The organism is Thalassospira sp. ABD4_177, from assembly GCF_056160125.1.
Genome location: NZ_JBSWWO010000001.1, coordinates 837501 through 854641, shown reverse-complemented (window position 1 = coordinate 854641; position 17141 = coordinate 837501). Strand labels below are relative to the sequence as shown.

Here is a 17141-nt window from a genome sequence, read left to right as displayed (position 1 = left end):
TCCGGCCCTTTTTCTAGTCCTTATCGACCATCGCGCTGATCGCATCGCAAAGATGCCCGAATGCCGTTTTCGCCCCCGGACTCATATGCCGTGCACGCAGCCAGCCATGGATCATTTGCGGTTCTTCGCGGTACTGCACGGATATGCCAGCACGGGCAAGGCGTGCGGTATATTCACGTCCATCATCGCGCAGCGGGTCAAAATAGGCTGCCGTAATAAAGGTCGGCGGCAACCCACGAAGGTCATCAACCGACAATGCATGGGCAAACGGATCATCCATCGGCGCCTTGAGCACATCGCGATAATAAATCACGTCATCGGTGCTTAAGCCCGGCGCATTGGCCATCTGCCCATAGCTTGGCCAGTTCAAATCCCCGCCAAGAGCCGGATAAATCAACGCCTGTCCCAGAACGCGATCGCCAAAGCCCTCTTCACGGGCCCGAACGGCGATCCCGGCGGCCAGCATACCCCCGGCACTATCCCCGACCAGCACGACCTTCTTGCCTGATGCCAAGATGCTTTGGGTTACCTTGTGGCAGTCCTCGTGCTGGGCGGGCCAGATATGTTCGGGGGCAAGACGGTAATCAATGGCGATCAGTTCAGCCTTTGCCGCCTCGGAAATTTCGGCACAAATCGCATCATGGCTGTCGCGCGATCCAACGACAAAGCCACCGCCATGCATATAGACGATCTTGTGGTTTGAGGCGCAATCAACCGGACGGTAATGACGCACCGGTACACCGGCAATCTCATCGTCTTCGACCTGCATGCCTGCCGGGTGGGCGAAGGCGAATTCTGCGCAAAGCGCATCATACCAGCTGCGTTGCTGATCAATTGAAGCCGCCACTGCGTCGGGCGGATAAAACCCGTCACATTTGGCAATGAAGGCGCGAATGCCTTCTTCTTCTGGCATCGGGTCATAGGCCATTTCGGAGGAAACCTGATCAGAATTGGCCATCAACGGATCCTTGTGGGCAGAGACTTGATGTCTCAGCCTAACGCGGAAGCCCCCGTAGTTAAAGACTGCAGGGGCAACTCACAGCGCAATTGTGAACTGGTTCCAAGCGATTCAGTTCAAGGCACCGGCCTAGCCAATTGCGCGGCCAAGCTGATCGGGTTTGGGTAGGGCCGCATGGCGTTTGGCCATTTCCGCCAGATTGGTCGCCACCAGGCCAGTCGGTTCGGACGTCCGACGGGTTGTAAGGTCCACATGCAGCAAGAACGTCTCGACAGTTGCAGCAACCGCACCCGCATCATTGATCAGACGGTGGAACAGATGCAGCTTTTTGCCCGCACCATTAATCAGCTGTGTCGTGACCCGGATATGATCCCCGGCACTGATTTCCTGCAAATAGCAGACATGGGTTTCGACCGTGAAATAACTGCCACCCTTGGCGATATAGTCGGCATCCGCACCGACCATCTCCATGAAGCGGTCGCTTGCCTGTGAGCTGACTTCGACATAATGGGCTTCGTTCATATGCCCGTTATAATCCGTCCAGCTTTGCGGGATCTGACGATCCCCGGTCACAGGAAGATCATCAAGCGGTGCTGGTTCGGGCAAAGCCGCCTCATGATCATTGATCGTGCCACCGGCACCACTGCCCGATTTCTTGAGCGCGCGCATCATGCCAACAAGGTTGTCATCGCGCAGGCGTTCGAGGTCACGGATGCTCATATGACCGGATTGATCATCGGATTGCTGCGCAATACGCGCGGTCAGTTCCGGGGTGAGTTCCGGCACATCCATCAGTTTCGTCCAAGGCCATTTCAAGGCCGGGCCGAACTGCCCGATGAAATGTTCCATCCCGGCTTCACCACCGGCAATACGATAGGTTTCAAACAACCCCATCTGGGCCCAGCGCAGGCCAAAGCCAAAGCGGATGGCATCATCAATTTCCTCGGTCGTAGCGACTTCATCATGAACAAGCCACAGCCCTTCACGCCAGACGGCTTCAAGCAAGCGGTCGGCAATATGCGCATCAATTTCCTTACGCACGACAAGCGGCTTCAGCCCGACGGACCGCAGTACGTCACACCCGGCCGCGAGCACCTCGGCGTCGGTTTCCGCAGACGGCACGACTTCGATCAATGGCAACAAGTAAACCGGGTTGAACGGATGGGCGACAACGATCTGTTCGGGCTTGATCGAACCCTGCTGCAGCTCGCTTGGCTTAAAGCCCGATGTCGAAGACCCGATCAGACAATCAGTGGGCGCATGGGCCTGAATCTGCGCAAGGATCTTGTGTTTGAGCGCAAGCTGTTCAGGAACACTTTCCTGAATCCACTGCGCCCCGGCCACCGCCGCTGCCATATCGCCATGGAAGGTCAGCTTGCCTTCATCTGGCAGGGCGCGATCATAAAGGGCCGGCAGGCTGCGGCGTGCGTTCGCCAGCACTTCATTGATCTTGCGTTCGGCCTGTGGGTCGGGATCGAATACTGCGACATCCCAACCATTGAGCAGGAACCTCGCGGCCCAGCCACCACCAATCACGCCACCGCCAATGATGGCGGCCTTTTTAATTGCGATCGCAGACATCAGCGCGGCTCCCGCTTGGTCAGGCCAAGCTTCTTGCGGACCGCGTCCGGGCCAATCACCGTGGCGCCCATGCCCTCAACAATGCCGACTGCCCGTTCAACCAACTGGGCGTTGGTGGCAAGCACGCCCTTGGAGAGATAAATATTGTCTTCCAGACCAACGCGCACATTGCCCCCGGCCAGTACCGATGCCGCAACATAAGGCATCTGATCTCGCCCGATGGAAAAGGCCGACCATTCCCAATCTGAGGGCACATTATTGACCATTGCCATAAAGGTATTGAGATCATTGGGCGCCCCCCACGGGATGCCCATACAAAGCTGCACCAGTGCCGGGCTTTTGAGAATGCCTTCAGACACCAGTTGTTTGGCAAACCACAGATGGCCGGTATCGAATGCCTCGATCTCTGGTTTGACGCCAAGATCGGTCATCATCTGCCCCATAGCGCGCAGCATGCCCGGCGTATTGGTCATGACATAATCGGCCTCGGCAAAGTTCATTGTGCCACAATCAAGGGTGCAGATTTCCGGCAGGCAATCAGCGATGTGGGCCATGCGCTCGGACGCCCCGATCATGTCAGTTGCGGCTTCATTGACCGGCAACGGTGCCTCGGTCGAGCCAAAGACGATATCGCCGCCCATACCCGCCGTCAGGTTCAGGACAACATCAGTGTCGGCGGCCCGCACCCGTTCGGTCAGTTCGCGGTAATATTTGACGTCGCGTGATGGTGCACCGGTTTCAGGGTCGCGCACATGACAATGCACCACCGCAGCACCGGCCTTGGCGGCATCAATCGCGCTGTTGGCGATCTGCTCTGACGAGCGCGGCACGTGCGGCGATTTGTCCTGTGTGCCGCCCGATCCGGTTACGGCGGCGGTAATGAAGACTTCCTTGTTCATCGAAAGCGGCATGTTGGCCTCTCTGGCTTTTGGGATCATTTTGCTGCGATCAGGGTATCGTGATTGGCGATATTGATTTTACATATCCCGTCATTTACTTTCCTGATCATGCCAAATACCCATCACCGATTTGTCTTTGTCCTGTTTGACGGTTTTTCCAATCTGGTCCTCGCCAGCGCATTGGAGCCGTTGCGCGCGGCCGCAGGCCTGCCGGGCGGGCCGGAAATCAGTTGGGATATCTGCACCATTGATGGATCCCCCGCGACAAGTTCAAGTGATCTTGTCATCACGCCCAAGGCCGCGCTCAATGCCATCGCGGATCCCACGCGGATTAATTATCTGGTGGTGATATCGGGCTATGACATGCGCCATCATCTATCGTCCCGAAACCGTGCCCGGCTGCAAAATGCTGCGCAACATGCAAGGACGGTGATTGGTGTCGATACCGCCGCCTGGTTGCTGGCCGCTTGCGATATGCTGGACGGGAAATCAGCGACCATCCATTGGCAGGAACTTGATCAGTTCCGCGAACAGTTCCCCGATGTGCGTGTTTCGACGGACCGGTTCGTTGAAGATGGCAAAATGATCACGTCAGGCGGGGCGGCAACGGTGATGGAATTGATGCTTCATATCCTCGCCCGGGAATTTGGTGCCGCTGTCGCCTTTGATGTCAGCAACCTGTTTGTCTATGACGCCCGCCATCAGGCACAAACCGATCCCGACAGCACAGCACCACGCGGCGCGGATCGTTTGCATGGTCCGGACGCAGATCATGTGCGACGTGCCGTTGCCAAAATGATTGCCTGTATTGAAACGCCTGTTGCACTTAAGACCATCGCGACACATGCGGGATGTTCATTGCGCAGCCTCGACCGGGCTTTTCAGGACAATCTGCAAATGGCACCGGGAAAGTATTATCAGATGCTGCGTCTTGGTCGGGCGCGTGATCTGGCACGGTCGACCGACCTGAAACTGGCCGATATCGCCCTTCAAACCGGCTTTAAAAGCCACGCGGCGCTAAGCCGTGCCTACGGGCAAGCCTTTGGCACAACCTTGCGCACGATGCGCGGCAAAGGACAGTCGGCGGCACGAACCTCCTGACCCGGCGCGCCCGCCCTATAGGCGGATCGATTCGACGCTGTCTTTGAGAAGCTTCGCACTTTTTTCAAGTCCCTCCCGCTCGGATGCAATCAGGTCTGGCATCAAATCGGTTTCGATCCCCTGTGCCCCGACCACGCGCGGGATGGAAAGAGCGACATCCTTAACACCGACAATTTCCGGCGTCACACAAGACACGGTCAGAACATCATGCTGATCATGGCCGATGGCCTTGACGATTCGCGCCAGTCCGGCCCCGATCCCGTAATAGGTCGCCCCCTTGCCCTTGATGATCTTATAGGCGGCATTGCGCACACCATCATCAATGGTTGCCCGGACATGTTCAGTGATCGGTGAACCGACCTGGGCTGCAATATCGGCCAGCGAAAGCGACCCCACCTTGGCATTTGACCAGGCGAGAACTTCGCTATCTCCATGCTCCCCAAGCACATAGGCATGCACCGATTGTGGCGAAATCCCAAGTTGGCGCCCCAGAAGGCTTCGGAAGCGCGCAGTATCAAGAATGGTGCCCGACCCGATCACCCGGCTTGCCGGAAGCCCGGAGATACGCTGGGTGATCTGGGTCATGATATCGACCGGATTGGACGCGATCAGAAGAATTGCGTCTGGCGCAACCGCAAGCACATTGCCCACCACATCCTTGAAAACGGCGGCATTTCGTTCAAGCAATGCCAGTCGGGTTTCACCGGGTTTCTGACTGACCCCGGCGGCCAGAATGACCACCGATGCACCGGCCAGACCGCTATAGTCTGCGGCCTCGACAATGGTGGAGGACATGAAGGGAACTGCATGGGCAATATCTTCGGCCTGTGCAACCGCGAGATCATGGTTTCGGTCGACCAGAACCACCGAACTTGCCAGTCCCATAACCGCCAGCGCATAGCCCGCCGAACTTCCGACCATTCCGGCCCCAACAATTCCGACTTTCATCACCCGAATCCCCAATTTTCTCAGTAAAATGTTCTGATGATGCCACTGAGACCCGGGGACGTCAAAAAAGGGCAGAAAAACGACCCCCGGATATTGGAATTTATCCCCGCAAAGGCCACGTAGCCGGGATAGCGTGCCAGACAATGATAATTGCGTCGCAAAACTACTGCCCAATTGACTTATGTTTTCTCCCTTAGCACCCACTTTCCGAAATAGATTTTCTGATCGCTCACTCTATGCCGTGGGCGTGCCAAAGAGCAGGTTACCTGCCGGCTGAGAAGAGGGAGACTTTGGGTGCAACTGACAGCCCGCAATCTGGCACGTACGCCGTACGTGAACCATTGTTCGTATTCGCTTTTGGTTGCGAATACCAATCGTGCTGACAACCACCACGTTGTTGGAACTGGATTGCTGCGTTCGGCTTCATCGCGTGATGTAAAGAAGCAAAACTGTCAGCTACCTCGGCTATACCAACTCTCTCGAACGCAGATAGCCACCGAAGACGTCCAGGAAATAAGCCCGAAACCGGAAACAACCGGTTTCAAATGTTTGTACACCGACCGTCCCCTTCGGTGATATGCTTACGCCCTGATGCACACGGCAAGCCCTGCACAGGATTCCATCCAGATACCATTGAGAGAAGCCGAGGTATCCGACCATGCATTCTTCTGATATTCAAAAGCTTGTTGCCCGCCGCGAGAAATTCAAAAGTCTCGAAGCACCCTTTTACAATTCCCAAGACATTCTGGATCTCGATCTTGATGTCATCTTTGGGCAGAACTGGATTTTTGTTGGCGTCGAACCGGAACTTCCCGAGCCGGGCGATTGCATCACCGTCGAAATCGGCGGCGCATCCATCCTGATCCTGCGTGGCGACGATATGGATCTTCGTGCATTCCATAACGTTTGCCGTCACCGCGGTGCAAAACTGATTGACGAACGCCAGACCACCATTGGCAACATCGTCTGCCGTTATCATGGTTGGACCTATAACGAGGATGGCGACCTTATCCTTGCTGAACATATGGGTTCGGGCTTTGATAAAAGCTGCCATGGCCTGAAAACCGTTCATGTCCGCTCCGTCGCGGGTTTGATCTTTATCTGCCTGGCCAAGGAAGCCCCGTCCGATATCGAAGAAATGGCCAATGTCATGGAGCCCTATCTTGCGCCCCATGACATTGAGAACTGTAAGGTCGCTCATGTTTCTGAACTGATCGAGGAAGGAAACTGGAAGCTGACCATGGAAAACAACCGCGAGTGCTATCACTGCGAGAGCAATCACCCGCAGCTGACCGTACCGCTCTCGGAATTCGGCTTTGGTTTCTCACCAGACGAACTTGATCAACGTCGTTCCGACGATGTGAATAAGTACTCACAAACCATCGCGGATGACCATGCCCGCTGGGAATCCTGCGGCCTGCCGTCTGCCGAACAGGATCAGCTTTCAAACATCACCGGTTTCCGTACCATGCGTTTGCCACTGATGCGCGAAGGGGAATCACACACGCTTGATACAAAGTCGGCATCAAAAAAACTGCTTGGCAATTTTACCGATGCCAAACTTGGTGGCCTGAGTTTCTGGACGCACCCGAACTCCTGGCACCACTTCATGGCCGACCATATTGTGACCTTTTCTGTTCTGCCGCTCTCGCCGAACAGAACGCTGGTCCGCACCACCTGGCTGGTTCACAAGGACGCGCGTGAGAACGAGGACTATACCCTTGATAACCTCACCCACGTCTGGAACATGACCAACCAGCAGGACGCAGATCTTGTGCGTCTTGCCCAGATTGGCAGTGAACAGCCTGCTTACGAACCGGGTCCGTATTCCCAGTTCACCGAACCGCACGTTGAGGCGTTCTGTGACTGGTACATCAAACGCCTGGAAGACCACTACGCAACGACTAAAGCCGGGATTGCCGCAGAATGAGTGAGAAGAAGCCAAACGAGGACGCGAAGGGCGAAGACGTGCCCGTCGAAGAAATCGTGACCGAAGTCAACCGGGTCCCCCTGTGGGACCCGGAACACGACGATGTCCTTGTTTGTCGGCAAGTTCGTCAGGAAACGCATGACGTGAAAACCTTTGTGTTTTCCGGGCGTGAGCCGCGTGCGTTTCGTTTCTACCCCGGCCAATTCATGACCTTCGAGCTGCCGGTCGAAGGCATGGTCACGCGCAGCTATACGATCTCGGCATCGGCCGCACGGCCTTACCGTCTGGAAATCACGGTCAAACGTGTTCCGGGTGGCCCGGGATCGAACTGGCTGCATGACAACATGCTGCCGGGCAAGGAAGTAAATGTCACCGGCCCGGCCGGTGACTTCACCACCGATGCGACGGCTGATCAGAAACTGCTGTTCATTTCGGCTGGTAGCGGCATCACGCCGATGATGTCGATGACCCGGACGGCCTGCGATCTGTCGGAACCGACCGATCTGCATTTTGTCCATGCGGCACGTACACCGTCGGATCTGATTTTCCGCGATGAGCTTGACCTTCTGATGTCGCAGAATCCGTCGCTCAAGGTTTCACTGACCGTTGACACGACCTCTGCCAGCCATCAGTGGTCCGGCTTCACCGGCCGGTTGAGCCTGCCGATGCTGTCGCTGATGTCGCCGGACTTCAAGGACCGCAAGGTCTTTTGCTGTGGTCCGGGCCGCTTCATGGAGGGCGTGCGTACCATGCTCGAGGAAGCCGGCTTCGACATGGACAAATACTACGAGGAAAGCTTCGATTTCGGCGCTGAAACCGCAGGCTCCCTCGAAGAACATGAGTCTGTAGCACCAGAGATCAGCGATCAAAAATTCCGTGTCAGCTTCGTCAAGACCGGCCACGTTGTGGAATGTAATCCGGGCATGACCATCTTGTCGGCTGCAAAGGAAGCCGGCCTGATGCCGATGTCATCTTGTCAGCGCGGCATTTGCGGCACCTGCAAATCCAAGCTGAATTCGGGTGAAGTCGATATGCAGCATGGCGGTGGTATCCGCCAGCGCGAAGTCGATCAGGGCAAAATCCTGATTTGCTGCTCGACCCCGCTTTCCGATGTCGAGGTCGAACTCTAGGGTCGCCTGAGACCGACAACCAATATAAAACGCCCCGCTCGCAATCAAATGTGAGCGGGGCGTTTTCTTATGCCTGTGCCTCAATCTGCGGGGTTTCTTCGATCATGGCACTGGTTGCAAGCGAATCGGGGATCGGACGCCGCAGGGCCTGTGGCGTGCAACCATAGCGGCGCCGGAACATGCGGCTCAGATGCGACGAATCGCAGAACCCGCAATCAACGGCAATCTGCGCGACAGACTTGTCGCTTTTCTCGATCAGGTGTTGGGCCAGATCCAGACGGATATTCAGGAACGCCACCTGTGGTGAGGTATCAAGCGCCAGTCTGAAATGCCGTTCGATCTGGCGCTTACTGTTGCCCATGCGGCGCGCAATTTCCTGAACCGAGATTGGCATGTCGATATTTTGCTGCATGATCAAAAGGGCACGCTGGACGATCTGATCCTGCGTCTTCAGATCCAGCGGAATGCCCGGCTGCGGTTTTTCCGCCTGAAGCGCATCATCAATGATCATGATATGCAGGCTTTTATTGGCCTGGGCCCGGCCAACATGCTTATCAACCAGATAGGCCGCCAGATGCGCAGAACTCACCCCGCCCGAACAGGTCAACCGGTCGCGATCAACGACGAAAATCTGCTCAGTGACAGGGTCAAGCCCTTCGAATTGTTCAACAACCTCAGAATGATGGAACCAGCTGACACAACAGCGATAACCATCCAGAAGCCCTGCTTCATGCAGCATGAAGACACCGGTACAAACCCCCACAAGCGGCACCCCGGCCGCGGCCGCTTCATGCAGGAATTTCTGATAGGCAGGACTGAGCTTTTCGGCGTCATCCATCAACCCGCCGACAACCACGATATAGTTGAACCGTCTCGGGTCCCCTAACCTCTCCTTGGGATGGACTGCGATGCCGCTACTTGATGTGATCGGATCCATCGTGTCCGACAGAACCGTCCATTTACAAAGAATCGGACGACTTCGATCGCCTTCGTCTGCGGCCAGTCGCAAAACATCAACAAAATTCGCAAAGGCACACAGCGTAAAGCGCTTTGCGAGGATAAAACCGACGTTCAAGCGTGGTGCGGCTTGAGCACGGGAATCAGGCTTCTTGAGCATCGGTTCCTCCGATACAGGCAAGGTTGTCGGGTTTGTCGTAGCGGTAATCTCAGTTTGACGCAAACATTCTATTTTTTGGCGCAAAAAGTCGCCAGATTAATTTTCATGATACCGAGGGGTATATCGGGGAAGCAAGAGAAACACAGGGTCTCGGCAGGATCAACAATCGGATTGCGATGAAGACGCCAAAATCGGCAAACAGTACATTCGCGCCCCGAAACGTTGGCCAAAAATGTGTAACAATTGTCCCGTTCCCGGAAATCGGCATCCCGAATTGCACCAAGTTAAATGTCGCCTCCGGTAGTGTCACATCACGTAACGCTTCCAGTCTTTGAAACACAACTCGGGTCGCTTTGTCGGCGACCACCCCGGACCAGACAGACCTGTTCCGGATTTCGTCAGAGAGGGAAATGATGAAGGTTCTCGTACCTGTTAAACGGGTCGTCGACTACAACGTGAAAATCCGCGTCAAGACGGATGGTTCCGGTGTTGACCTTGCCAATGTCAAAATGTCGATGAACCCCTTCGACGAAATCGCTGTCGAGGAAGCCATCCGCCTTAAAGAGGCTGGCCAGGCTGACGAAATCGTCGCTGTCTCGATTGGTCCGGCTCAGGCACAGGAAACCCTGCGCACCGCCCTTGCCATGGGTGCCGATCGCGCCATCCTGATCACGGTCGATGGCCCGGTTGAACCGCTTGATGTCGCAAAAATCCTTAAAGGCGTTGTCGAGGCCGAGGACCCCGGCCTTGTCATTCTGGGCAAGCAGGCGATTGATGATGACGCCAACCAGACGGGTCAGATGCTGTCCGCCCTGCTGGGCTGGTCGCAGGCAACCTTTGCTTCCAAACTGGAACTGTCGGCCGATCATGCAAAAGTTACCCGCGAGGTGGATGGTGGCCTTCAGGCGATCAGCGTCAGCTTGCCGGCAATCGTTACGGCCGACCTTCGCCTGAACGAGCCGCGCTACGCGTCGCTTCCCAACATCATGAAGGCCAAGAAAAAGCCGCTTGATAGCAAAACCGCCGCTGACTTCGGCGTAACCGTTGCTTCGCGTCTGCGCGTCATCCGGGTTGAAGAACCCGCAACGCGCCAGGCGGGCATCAAGGTTGCCGATGTTGCTGAACTCACCGACAAACTCAAGAATGAAGCTGGCGTCATCTGACCCAGGCGGAGATTGAAATCATGGCTATTCTTCTTTTTGCCGAACACGATAACGCCGCTCTGTCTGAACAGACTGCAAAGGCGCTGAACGCTGCATCGCAGATCGGTGGTGATATCGATGTTCTGGTTGCTGGCAATGGCGTTGGCGCGGTTGCAGAACAGGCATCCAAACTTTCCGGTGTTCGCAGCGTTCTGGTTGCGGAAAGCGACGCACTGGCAAACCATCTTGCGGAAAACGCAGCAGACCTGATCGTCTCGCTTGCGGGTGAGTATGACACCATCGTTGCTGCGGCCACGGCGAATGGCAAAAACATTCTGCCGCGCGTTGCAGCCCTGCTTGATGTCATGCAGGTGTCCGATGTGATGGAAGTTGTCGACGCGGAAACCTTCAAACGTCCGATCTATGCTGGTAACGCCATCGAAGTTGTCCAAAGCACGGATGCCAAAAAAGTCCTGACCATCCGGACTTCAAGCTTTGGCGCGGTTGAGGCTGGCGACAGCGCAGCCGAGATCAAGTCGGTTGAAGCCGGCTCGGCAGAATCCGGGAAATCTTCCTTCCTCGAAAACATTCTGTCGGAAAATGATCGCCCGGAACTGGGTTCTGCAAAGATTATTGTTTCCGGTGGTCGTGCGCTTGGATCAGAAGAAAAATTCAAATCCGTCATCACGCCGCTGGCTGACAAGCTTGGTGCAGCTGTTGGTGCATCGCGCGCCGCTGTTGATGCGGGCTATGCGCCAAACGATCTTCAGGTGGGTCAGACGGGTAAAGTTGTTGCACCGGACCTATATATCGCATGTGGCATTTCCGGCGCGATCCAGCATCTGGCAGGCATGAAGGATTCCAAGATCATTGTCGCCATCAATACAGATGAAGAAGCGCCGATCTTCCAGGTCGCGGATTACGGCATTGTCGGTGATCTGTTTGACATTCTGCCGCAGCTGGAAAACCAGCTTTAACGCTTAACCAGAGAAATCGAGACGGAACCAAACCAGTGAACGATACCTCTTATATCCTGCGTATTGCCTGTGACGATCAGCCGGGCATCGTTGCGACCGTTACCTCGGCTCTGGCCACGCGCGGCGCGAACATCGCCGAGTCCAACCAGTTCTGGGATCGCCACACCAACAAATTCTTCCTGCGTGTTGCAGTCATCACGCCGTCAGATATCGACAAGGAATCCATTGCCCTGTCGCTTAACCCGGCTGTTGATCGCTTTAATCTCAAGCTCAAGATTGATGAAGTTGCACGCCGTCCGCGGATCATCATCATGGTTTCGAAATTTGACCATGCGATGCTGCACCTTCTGTATCAAATCAAGGTGGGTTGGCTCGATGCCGAAGTCGCAGCCATCGTTTCGAACCACGAAGATGCCCGCAAGGTTGCCGATCAGGAAGGCATTCCCTTCTATCACTGGCCGGTGAACAAGGAAAACAAGGCTGAACAGGAAGCCAAGCTTGCTGACCTGATCAAGGAAACCAAGTCTGAACTGGTGGTCCTTGCCCGTTACATGCAGGTCCTGACCAACGAGCTTTCAAGCCAGTTCTACGGCATGATCATCAACATTCACCACTCGTTCCTGCCAAGCTTCAAGGGCGCAAAGCCTTATCATCAGGCTTACGAACGCGGTGTGAAACTGATCGGGGCGACAGCACACTATGTCACGCCGGATCTGGATGAAGGCCCGATCATTGAACAGGAAACCGAACGCGTGAACCACGCGATGTCGGCCGAAGATTTCGTCGCGGCGGGCCGCGATATCGAATCACGGGTTCTCGCCCGTGCCGTCAAATACCATCTTGAAGGCCGGGTGATGCTTAACGATCACCGAACGGTTGTCTTCACTTTGTAGTAAACTCCTGCAAGGGGGCCGGCTTTGACCGGTCTCTGACGCGTTTTTCGCCATGCCGAGCATTGACAAACATCTCGGAAAGAAGGATTGAGAGAAATGAGCGCATTTCCAAGCAAGGCCAAAGTCGTCATCGTCGGTCTCGGCGGTATTGTTGGCTCCTCGGTGGCACATCACCTGATCGAAAATGGCTGGGACGATATTGTCGGCATCGACAAATCGGGCATCCCGACCGATATCGGCTCGACCGCGCACGCATCTGACTTCTGCTATGCGACCAGCCACGACCTGCTGACCACCTGGACCACCATGTATTCCATGGATTTCTACGAAAAGATGGGCCATTACGCGCGCATCGGCGGTCTGGAAGTCGCACGCGTCGGTGATGACGAACGCATGGGTGAACTCAAACGCCGCGTTGATTCTGGCAAGGCATTTGGCACCAACGTCAAAATGATCTCGGCATCCGAGGCCAAGGAAAAATTCCCGCTTCTCGAAGAAGACCAGATTCAGGGCGCGATGTGGGACCCGGATGCGGGCCTTGTTATCCCGCGCTCTCAGACCGTTGCAGGCAAACTGATCGATCAGGCCGAAGCAACCGGCAAGCTCAAGATCTTTGCCAACACCTCAGCCCTTGAACTCATCACCGAAAATGGCCGCATCAAGGGTGTCGTCACCGAACGCGGGACGATTCATGCCGACTATGTTGTGGTTTGTGCGGGTCTCTGGGGCCGTCTGATCGCTGAAATGGCGGGCGAAGACCTGCCGGTAATGCCGGTCGACCATCCGCTGACCTTCTTCGGGCCGTATAACGAATTCGAAGGCACCGGCGTTGAAATCGGTTACCCGTTGCTGCGTGACCAGGGCAACTCGGCCTATATGCGCGATACCGGTGACCCCAAAAGCACCGAGGGCGGCCAGATCGAATGGGGTTACTACTACGAGGAAAACCCGCGTCTGGTCCATCCGCGCGACATCCTTGAAAAGGATCAGGCACGCCTGTCCCCGTCCCAGCGCGACCTTGAACTCGAAGACGTCATCGAGCCGCTTGAACGCGCCATGGAATTGACCCCGATCCTGACCGAGCTTGGCTTTAACGAAAGCCACTCGTTCAACGGCCTGCTGCAGTCTGCTGCGGATGGTGGTCCGTCGATGGGTGAAAGCCAGAAATTGCGTGGCCTTTGGTATGCAGTTGGTATCTGGATCAAGGACGGACCGGGCATGGGCAAGCTGATTGCCGACTGGATGACCCACGGCCGTACCCATGTTGACCACCACGCTGTCGATTTCTCGCGTTATAACGAGTTCCAGCTCGACGCCGATTACATCTATCAGCGCTGCTACGAAACCGCGAAGAAGATTTACAATCCGCCAGTTCACCCGCGTGAGCCGTTTGCAAGCGCGCGTGGCATTCGTCGCTCCCCGTTCTATGAGCGCGAAGTCGAGCTGGGCGGTTACTTCATGGAACTGGGCGGCTGGGAACGTGCGCACGGTTATGCCGCCAACGAGCATCTTCTGGAAAAATACGCTGATCGCGTGCCTGTCCGTGAAAATGAATGGGACACCCGCCACTTCTGGCGTGTCTCGAACGCCGAACAGCTCGCCATGAGTGATGATTGCGGCATCATGAACCTGTCGCACTTCCACATGACCGACATTTCCGGTCCGGATCATGTCGAGCTGATGGAATGGCTTTGTGCCGCCAAAATCGGCGGGGATGCCAATATCGGCAAGGGTATCTATACCCACATGCTTGATGACGAAGGCATGGTACGCGCCGACTTCACCGTCTTCCGCATGGAAGACCGCTGCCGTCTGGTAAACGGTGCCGATGCCGGCCCGCGTGACCTGACCTATATGCGTCGCATGGCCCAGGACAAGGGGTGGGATGTCACGATCACTGATGTGACCGAAGACTACACCACGATTGGCATCTGGGGCCCGAACGCACGTGAGAACCTTAAAAAGGTTGTCGCTGATCCCGACGCGCTCAACGTCGAAAACTTCCCGTTTGCCGCCATTCGCCCGATCACGATTGCCGGCAAGACCGTTTCAGCTTTCCGCATTTCCTATGTCGGTGAACAGGGCTGGGAACTTCACATGCGCTACGAAGACGGCCTGGCCGTTTGGGATGCGCTGCGTGAAATCGGCGTTCTTGCCGTTGGTGTTGAAACCTATGCCAACTCGCGCCGTCTGGAAAAATCGCTGCGTCTGCAGAACGCTGACCTGCACACCCAGTACAACCTGCTCGAAGCCGATCTGGCCCGCCCGAAAGTAAAGGAAGCCGACTTCCGCGGCAAAGCCAAGCATGTCGAATTCCGCGAACGCGATCATCAGCCAGCTATGCTTTGCACGCTGATCATGACCGAAAACGTCGATGCCAACGGTGTTGCGCGTTACCCGGTCGGGAGCCTGCCAGTGATGGACCCGGAAACCGGCAAAACCCTGATTGATGAGTTGGGCCGTCGTTCCTACACCACCTCCATCGCCTTTGGTCCGAGTGTTGGCAAAAACATCGCCCTTGCCTATCTGCCGTGGGATTACTGCCAGGAAGGTCGCAAACTGACGGTCTCCTATATGGACGAGATCTATCCGGTCGAAGTCTATGGCATCGGCTACAAACCGATCTACGACCCGGAAAACCTCAAGCCGCGCAGCTGATCTGCAATTACCTACGGCTACAAAGGTCTGAAACGCAAAACCCCGCCATCAGGCGGGGTTTTGTTTTGATGTTGGTGAATGTCCCTTTAGGAATTTGATGTCTGCAAAGCTTGCGGTCAGAACTTTATATCGACCATGACCATCACACCTGCACGCCTTGTACCGGGGTTCCCGGAAACATTAAGCTTGCCGGAAAATCGTTCACCAAAATCGACCAGTGTCGCTCCGACCGACATTTCCGCAGCCCCCGCTTCCGACAAGTTGGTGCCAAGATATGGTGATACAACCCCGACGAAATTACCGTCCTTGCCACTGAAGCTAATCCCATAGGCAACCAACCCACCAACCGTATAGTCATCATAATCCTCACGGCCAAATAGCCGCGAACCTTCGATGGCACCCGAAAGGCCGGTATTTCCTGCCGTGAAGCGTAACCCGCCACCAAGGTCAAACGCGCCAGCATCGCCATTAATTTGATCGGTAAAATCATGGATATAGGCCAAGTTGACATATGGCACCATCCCCGCCCCGCCAATCTGCGTCGGATAGGCCAGCTCGGCATTCGGCTTCACTTGGATCGTATTGACCGACGTTTCCCCAACCTGCGTCCCGTCACTTTCGCTATAAGCACTCAGCCTATTGCGCGATACCAGCGCGCCAAGCCCGGCAGATATGCGAACCGGGCTTTCGGCGATTGGCTGGAATGTCTGGCGTCCATCAACCTGCAGATAAAAACTGCGGCTATCGGTGTTTGCAGTAACATTGCTATCACGGCTACGGGACACATCCCCAAACGTATATCCAGTGATTGCCGAAAATGTCAGTGTTTCCGACGGCATATAGATGACATATGGCGAAATGTTCCAGGTGTCTTCTTCATAACTACCACTCTCAAATGTGGTGGTAATGTCGGTTTGGGCGTAGCCGATGGATAAACCCGCGACCAGTTTCGGCGACACACGGTAATCGGCCCCAAGGTTATAGCCCCACACGCTACCGTCAAAGCGACTATCCTCACCTGATCGATTGCGGGTATTTTCGATATCCGTAAAAGATCCATGCCCCCAAATTGTAAAGGCGCTTTCAGCCCCCATTAATATGCGTTGGTCTCTGCCGTCGGTGGGCCGATTGCTATTTTCCGCCGCACCTAGCGCGTGCGACGTATCGAATGATGCAAGCATCGCCAGCCCGCGCAAGGACGCCCCCATGCTTGTCGGCTTCTGATTTTCAGCATCATCCCAAAAACCATATGACGCAAAGCTGGGCTGTTGGCTTGGCGTTGTCGGTTCTGGTGCCACACCACCTGGCACCCCAACACCAGATGAACCCGCCGCAACATTTGCTACCCGCGACCCAAAATTCTGACCGATCACCGCAGATTGCGACCGTGTCGCCGACACCTGAACAGCGCGTTGGCTTACAGCCGATCTATCCGATGACGAATCCGACGAATCCGGCGTAGTGATTGTTACTGAACCGCTGTTGTAGCTAAAATTGGCTCCCGCTGCGGCAACGGTATATGAAAGCGTCATGCGAATGGTTGCGCCATCGCTACCATCAATCGTGATCGTCGCTGTTTCCGTCCCATTCGTCGTCCGATCAGCGGCGCAACTGGTCCCGGCAGTTCTCGTAACGCTCCCGATCGAACAGCCATTATGGGTATTGCTGTTGTGTCCAACCCCGCTACCGACCCGGAACTCTTCAGTGCCAGCAGACCGATTGACAAACGCGATATCGAATTGAGCATTGCTCGGTGAAAGACTGCCCCCGATCATAGTGCAAGTTCCTGCACTATGATCATAGAGCA

The 17141-nt window shown here is 55.6% G+C and carries 13 protein-coding genes (1 of these 13 only partly in view); 7 read left to right on the top strand and 6 right to left on the bottom strand.

Annotated features, from left to right (window positions below; genetic code table 11):
- Window positions 1-13 precede the first annotated feature (13 nt).
- The 3 genes from ACXAF0_RS03930 to bcoG form a co-directional block, all read right to left on the bottom strand.
- Window positions 14-958, bottom strand: a complete 945-nt coding sequence (locus tag ACXAF0_RS03930; RefSeq protein WP_475343944.1) for an alpha/beta hydrolase — start codon at window positions 956-958, stop codon at window positions 14-16.
- 129 nt (window positions 959-1087) lie between these two features.
- Window positions 1088-2539, bottom strand: coding sequence for a carnitine 3-dehydrogenase (locus tag ACXAF0_RS03925; RefSeq protein WP_475343943.1), 1452 nt, complete (start codon window positions 2537-2539; stop codon window positions 1088-1090).
- Window positions 2539-3450 (bottom strand): 3-dehydrocarnitine:acetyl-CoA trimethylamine transferase BcoG, encoded by a 912-nt coding sequence (gene bcoG / locus ACXAF0_RS03920; RefSeq protein ID WP_475343939.1) that lies wholly within the window; start codon window positions 3448-3450, stop codon window positions 2539-2541. Before bcoG ends, ACXAF0_RS03925 begins: the two co-directional genes overlap by 1 nt.
- A 51-nt stretch (window positions 3451-3501) precedes the next feature.
- Between bcoG and ACXAF0_RS03915 the strand changes: the two genes are divergently transcribed.
- A complete protein-coding gene (locus tag ACXAF0_RS03915; protein ID WP_475343936.1) occupies window positions 3502-4539 on the top strand; it encodes a GlxA family transcriptional regulator in 1038 nt (345 codons plus the stop codon).
- A gap of 15 nt (window positions 4540-4554) precedes the next feature.
- Here the strand turns inward: ACXAF0_RS03915 and ACXAF0_RS03910 are convergent, their stop codons facing one another.
- Entirely contained in the window at window positions 4555-5487 is a 933-nt protein-coding gene (locus ACXAF0_RS03910; protein ID WP_475343934.1) for an L-lactate dehydrogenase, read from the bottom strand.
- A 658-nt stretch (window positions 5488-6145) separates the two neighbouring features.
- On the opposite strand from ACXAF0_RS03910, the gene ACXAF0_RS03905 reads away from it, so the two are divergent.
- Together ACXAF0_RS03905 and ACXAF0_RS03900 are read left to right on the top strand one after the other, a co-directional pair.
- Window positions 6146-7417, top strand: a complete 1272-nt coding sequence (locus tag ACXAF0_RS03905) for an aromatic ring-hydroxylating oxygenase subunit alpha (RefSeq protein WP_475343931.1) — start codon at window positions 6146-6148, stop codon at window positions 7415-7417.
- On the top strand, window positions 7414-8547 hold the full coding sequence (locus ACXAF0_RS03900) for an FAD-binding oxidoreductase (protein WP_475343928.1): 1134 nt from the start codon (window positions 7414-7416) through the stop codon (window positions 8545-8547). Before ACXAF0_RS03905 ends, ACXAF0_RS03900 begins: the two co-directional genes overlap by 4 nt.
- Before the next feature lie 67 nt (window positions 8548-8614).
- On the opposite strand, the gene ACXAF0_RS03895 is transcribed toward ACXAF0_RS03900, so the two are convergent.
- Window positions 8615-9664 carry a GlxA family transcriptional regulator gene (locus ACXAF0_RS03895; RefSeq protein ID WP_475343925.1) on the bottom strand — a complete coding sequence of 350 codons (1050 nt, stop codon included), beginning with the start codon at window positions 9662-9664 and terminating at the stop codon, window positions 8615-8617.
- A gap of 413 nt (window positions 9665-10077) precedes the next feature.
- Here ACXAF0_RS03895 and ACXAF0_RS03890 point away from each other — a divergent pair, with 413 nt between their 5' ends.
- The 4 genes from ACXAF0_RS03890 to ACXAF0_RS03875 all read left to right on the top strand — a co-directional run bounded on the left by ACXAF0_RS03890 (window position 10078) and on the right by ACXAF0_RS03875 (window position 15334).
- Window positions 10078-10827 (top strand): electron transfer flavoprotein subunit beta/FixA family protein, encoded by a 750-nt coding sequence (locus ACXAF0_RS03890; protein WP_475346220.1) that lies wholly within the window; start codon window positions 10078-10080, stop codon window positions 10825-10827.
- Window positions 10828-10847: 20 nt separating this feature from the next.
- On the top strand, window positions 10848-11783 hold the full coding sequence (locus ACXAF0_RS03885) for an electron transfer flavoprotein subunit alpha/FixB family protein (RefSeq protein ID WP_475343923.1): 936 nt from the start codon (window positions 10848-10850) through the stop codon (window positions 11781-11783).
- A 35-nt stretch (window positions 11784-11818) separates the two neighbouring features.
- A complete protein-coding gene (gene purU, locus ACXAF0_RS03880; RefSeq protein ID WP_062953826.1) occupies window positions 11819-12676 on the top strand; it encodes a formyltetrahydrofolate deformylase in 858 nt (285 codons plus the stop codon).
- Between the two features lie 96 nt (window positions 12677-12772).
- The gene (locus ACXAF0_RS03875) at window positions 12773-15334 is read left to right on the top strand and encodes a GcvT family protein (protein ID WP_475343921.1); all 2562 of its coding nucleotides are present in this window, start codon (window positions 12773-12775) and stop codon (window positions 15332-15334) included.
- Window positions 15335-15450: 116 nt separating this feature from the next.
- On the opposite strand, the gene ACXAF0_RS03870 is transcribed toward ACXAF0_RS03875, so the two are convergent.
- A protein-coding gene (locus ACXAF0_RS03870; RefSeq protein ID WP_475343920.1) for an autotransporter outer membrane beta-barrel domain-containing protein crosses the window boundary here: on the bottom strand, window positions 15451-17141 show its 3' portion. The gene runs 151 nt beyond the window's last position; the window shows 1691 of its 1842 coding nt (coding positions 152-1842); its start codon lies beyond the right edge, outside the window — the gene reads right to left on this strand; it ends in the stop codon at window positions 15451-15453.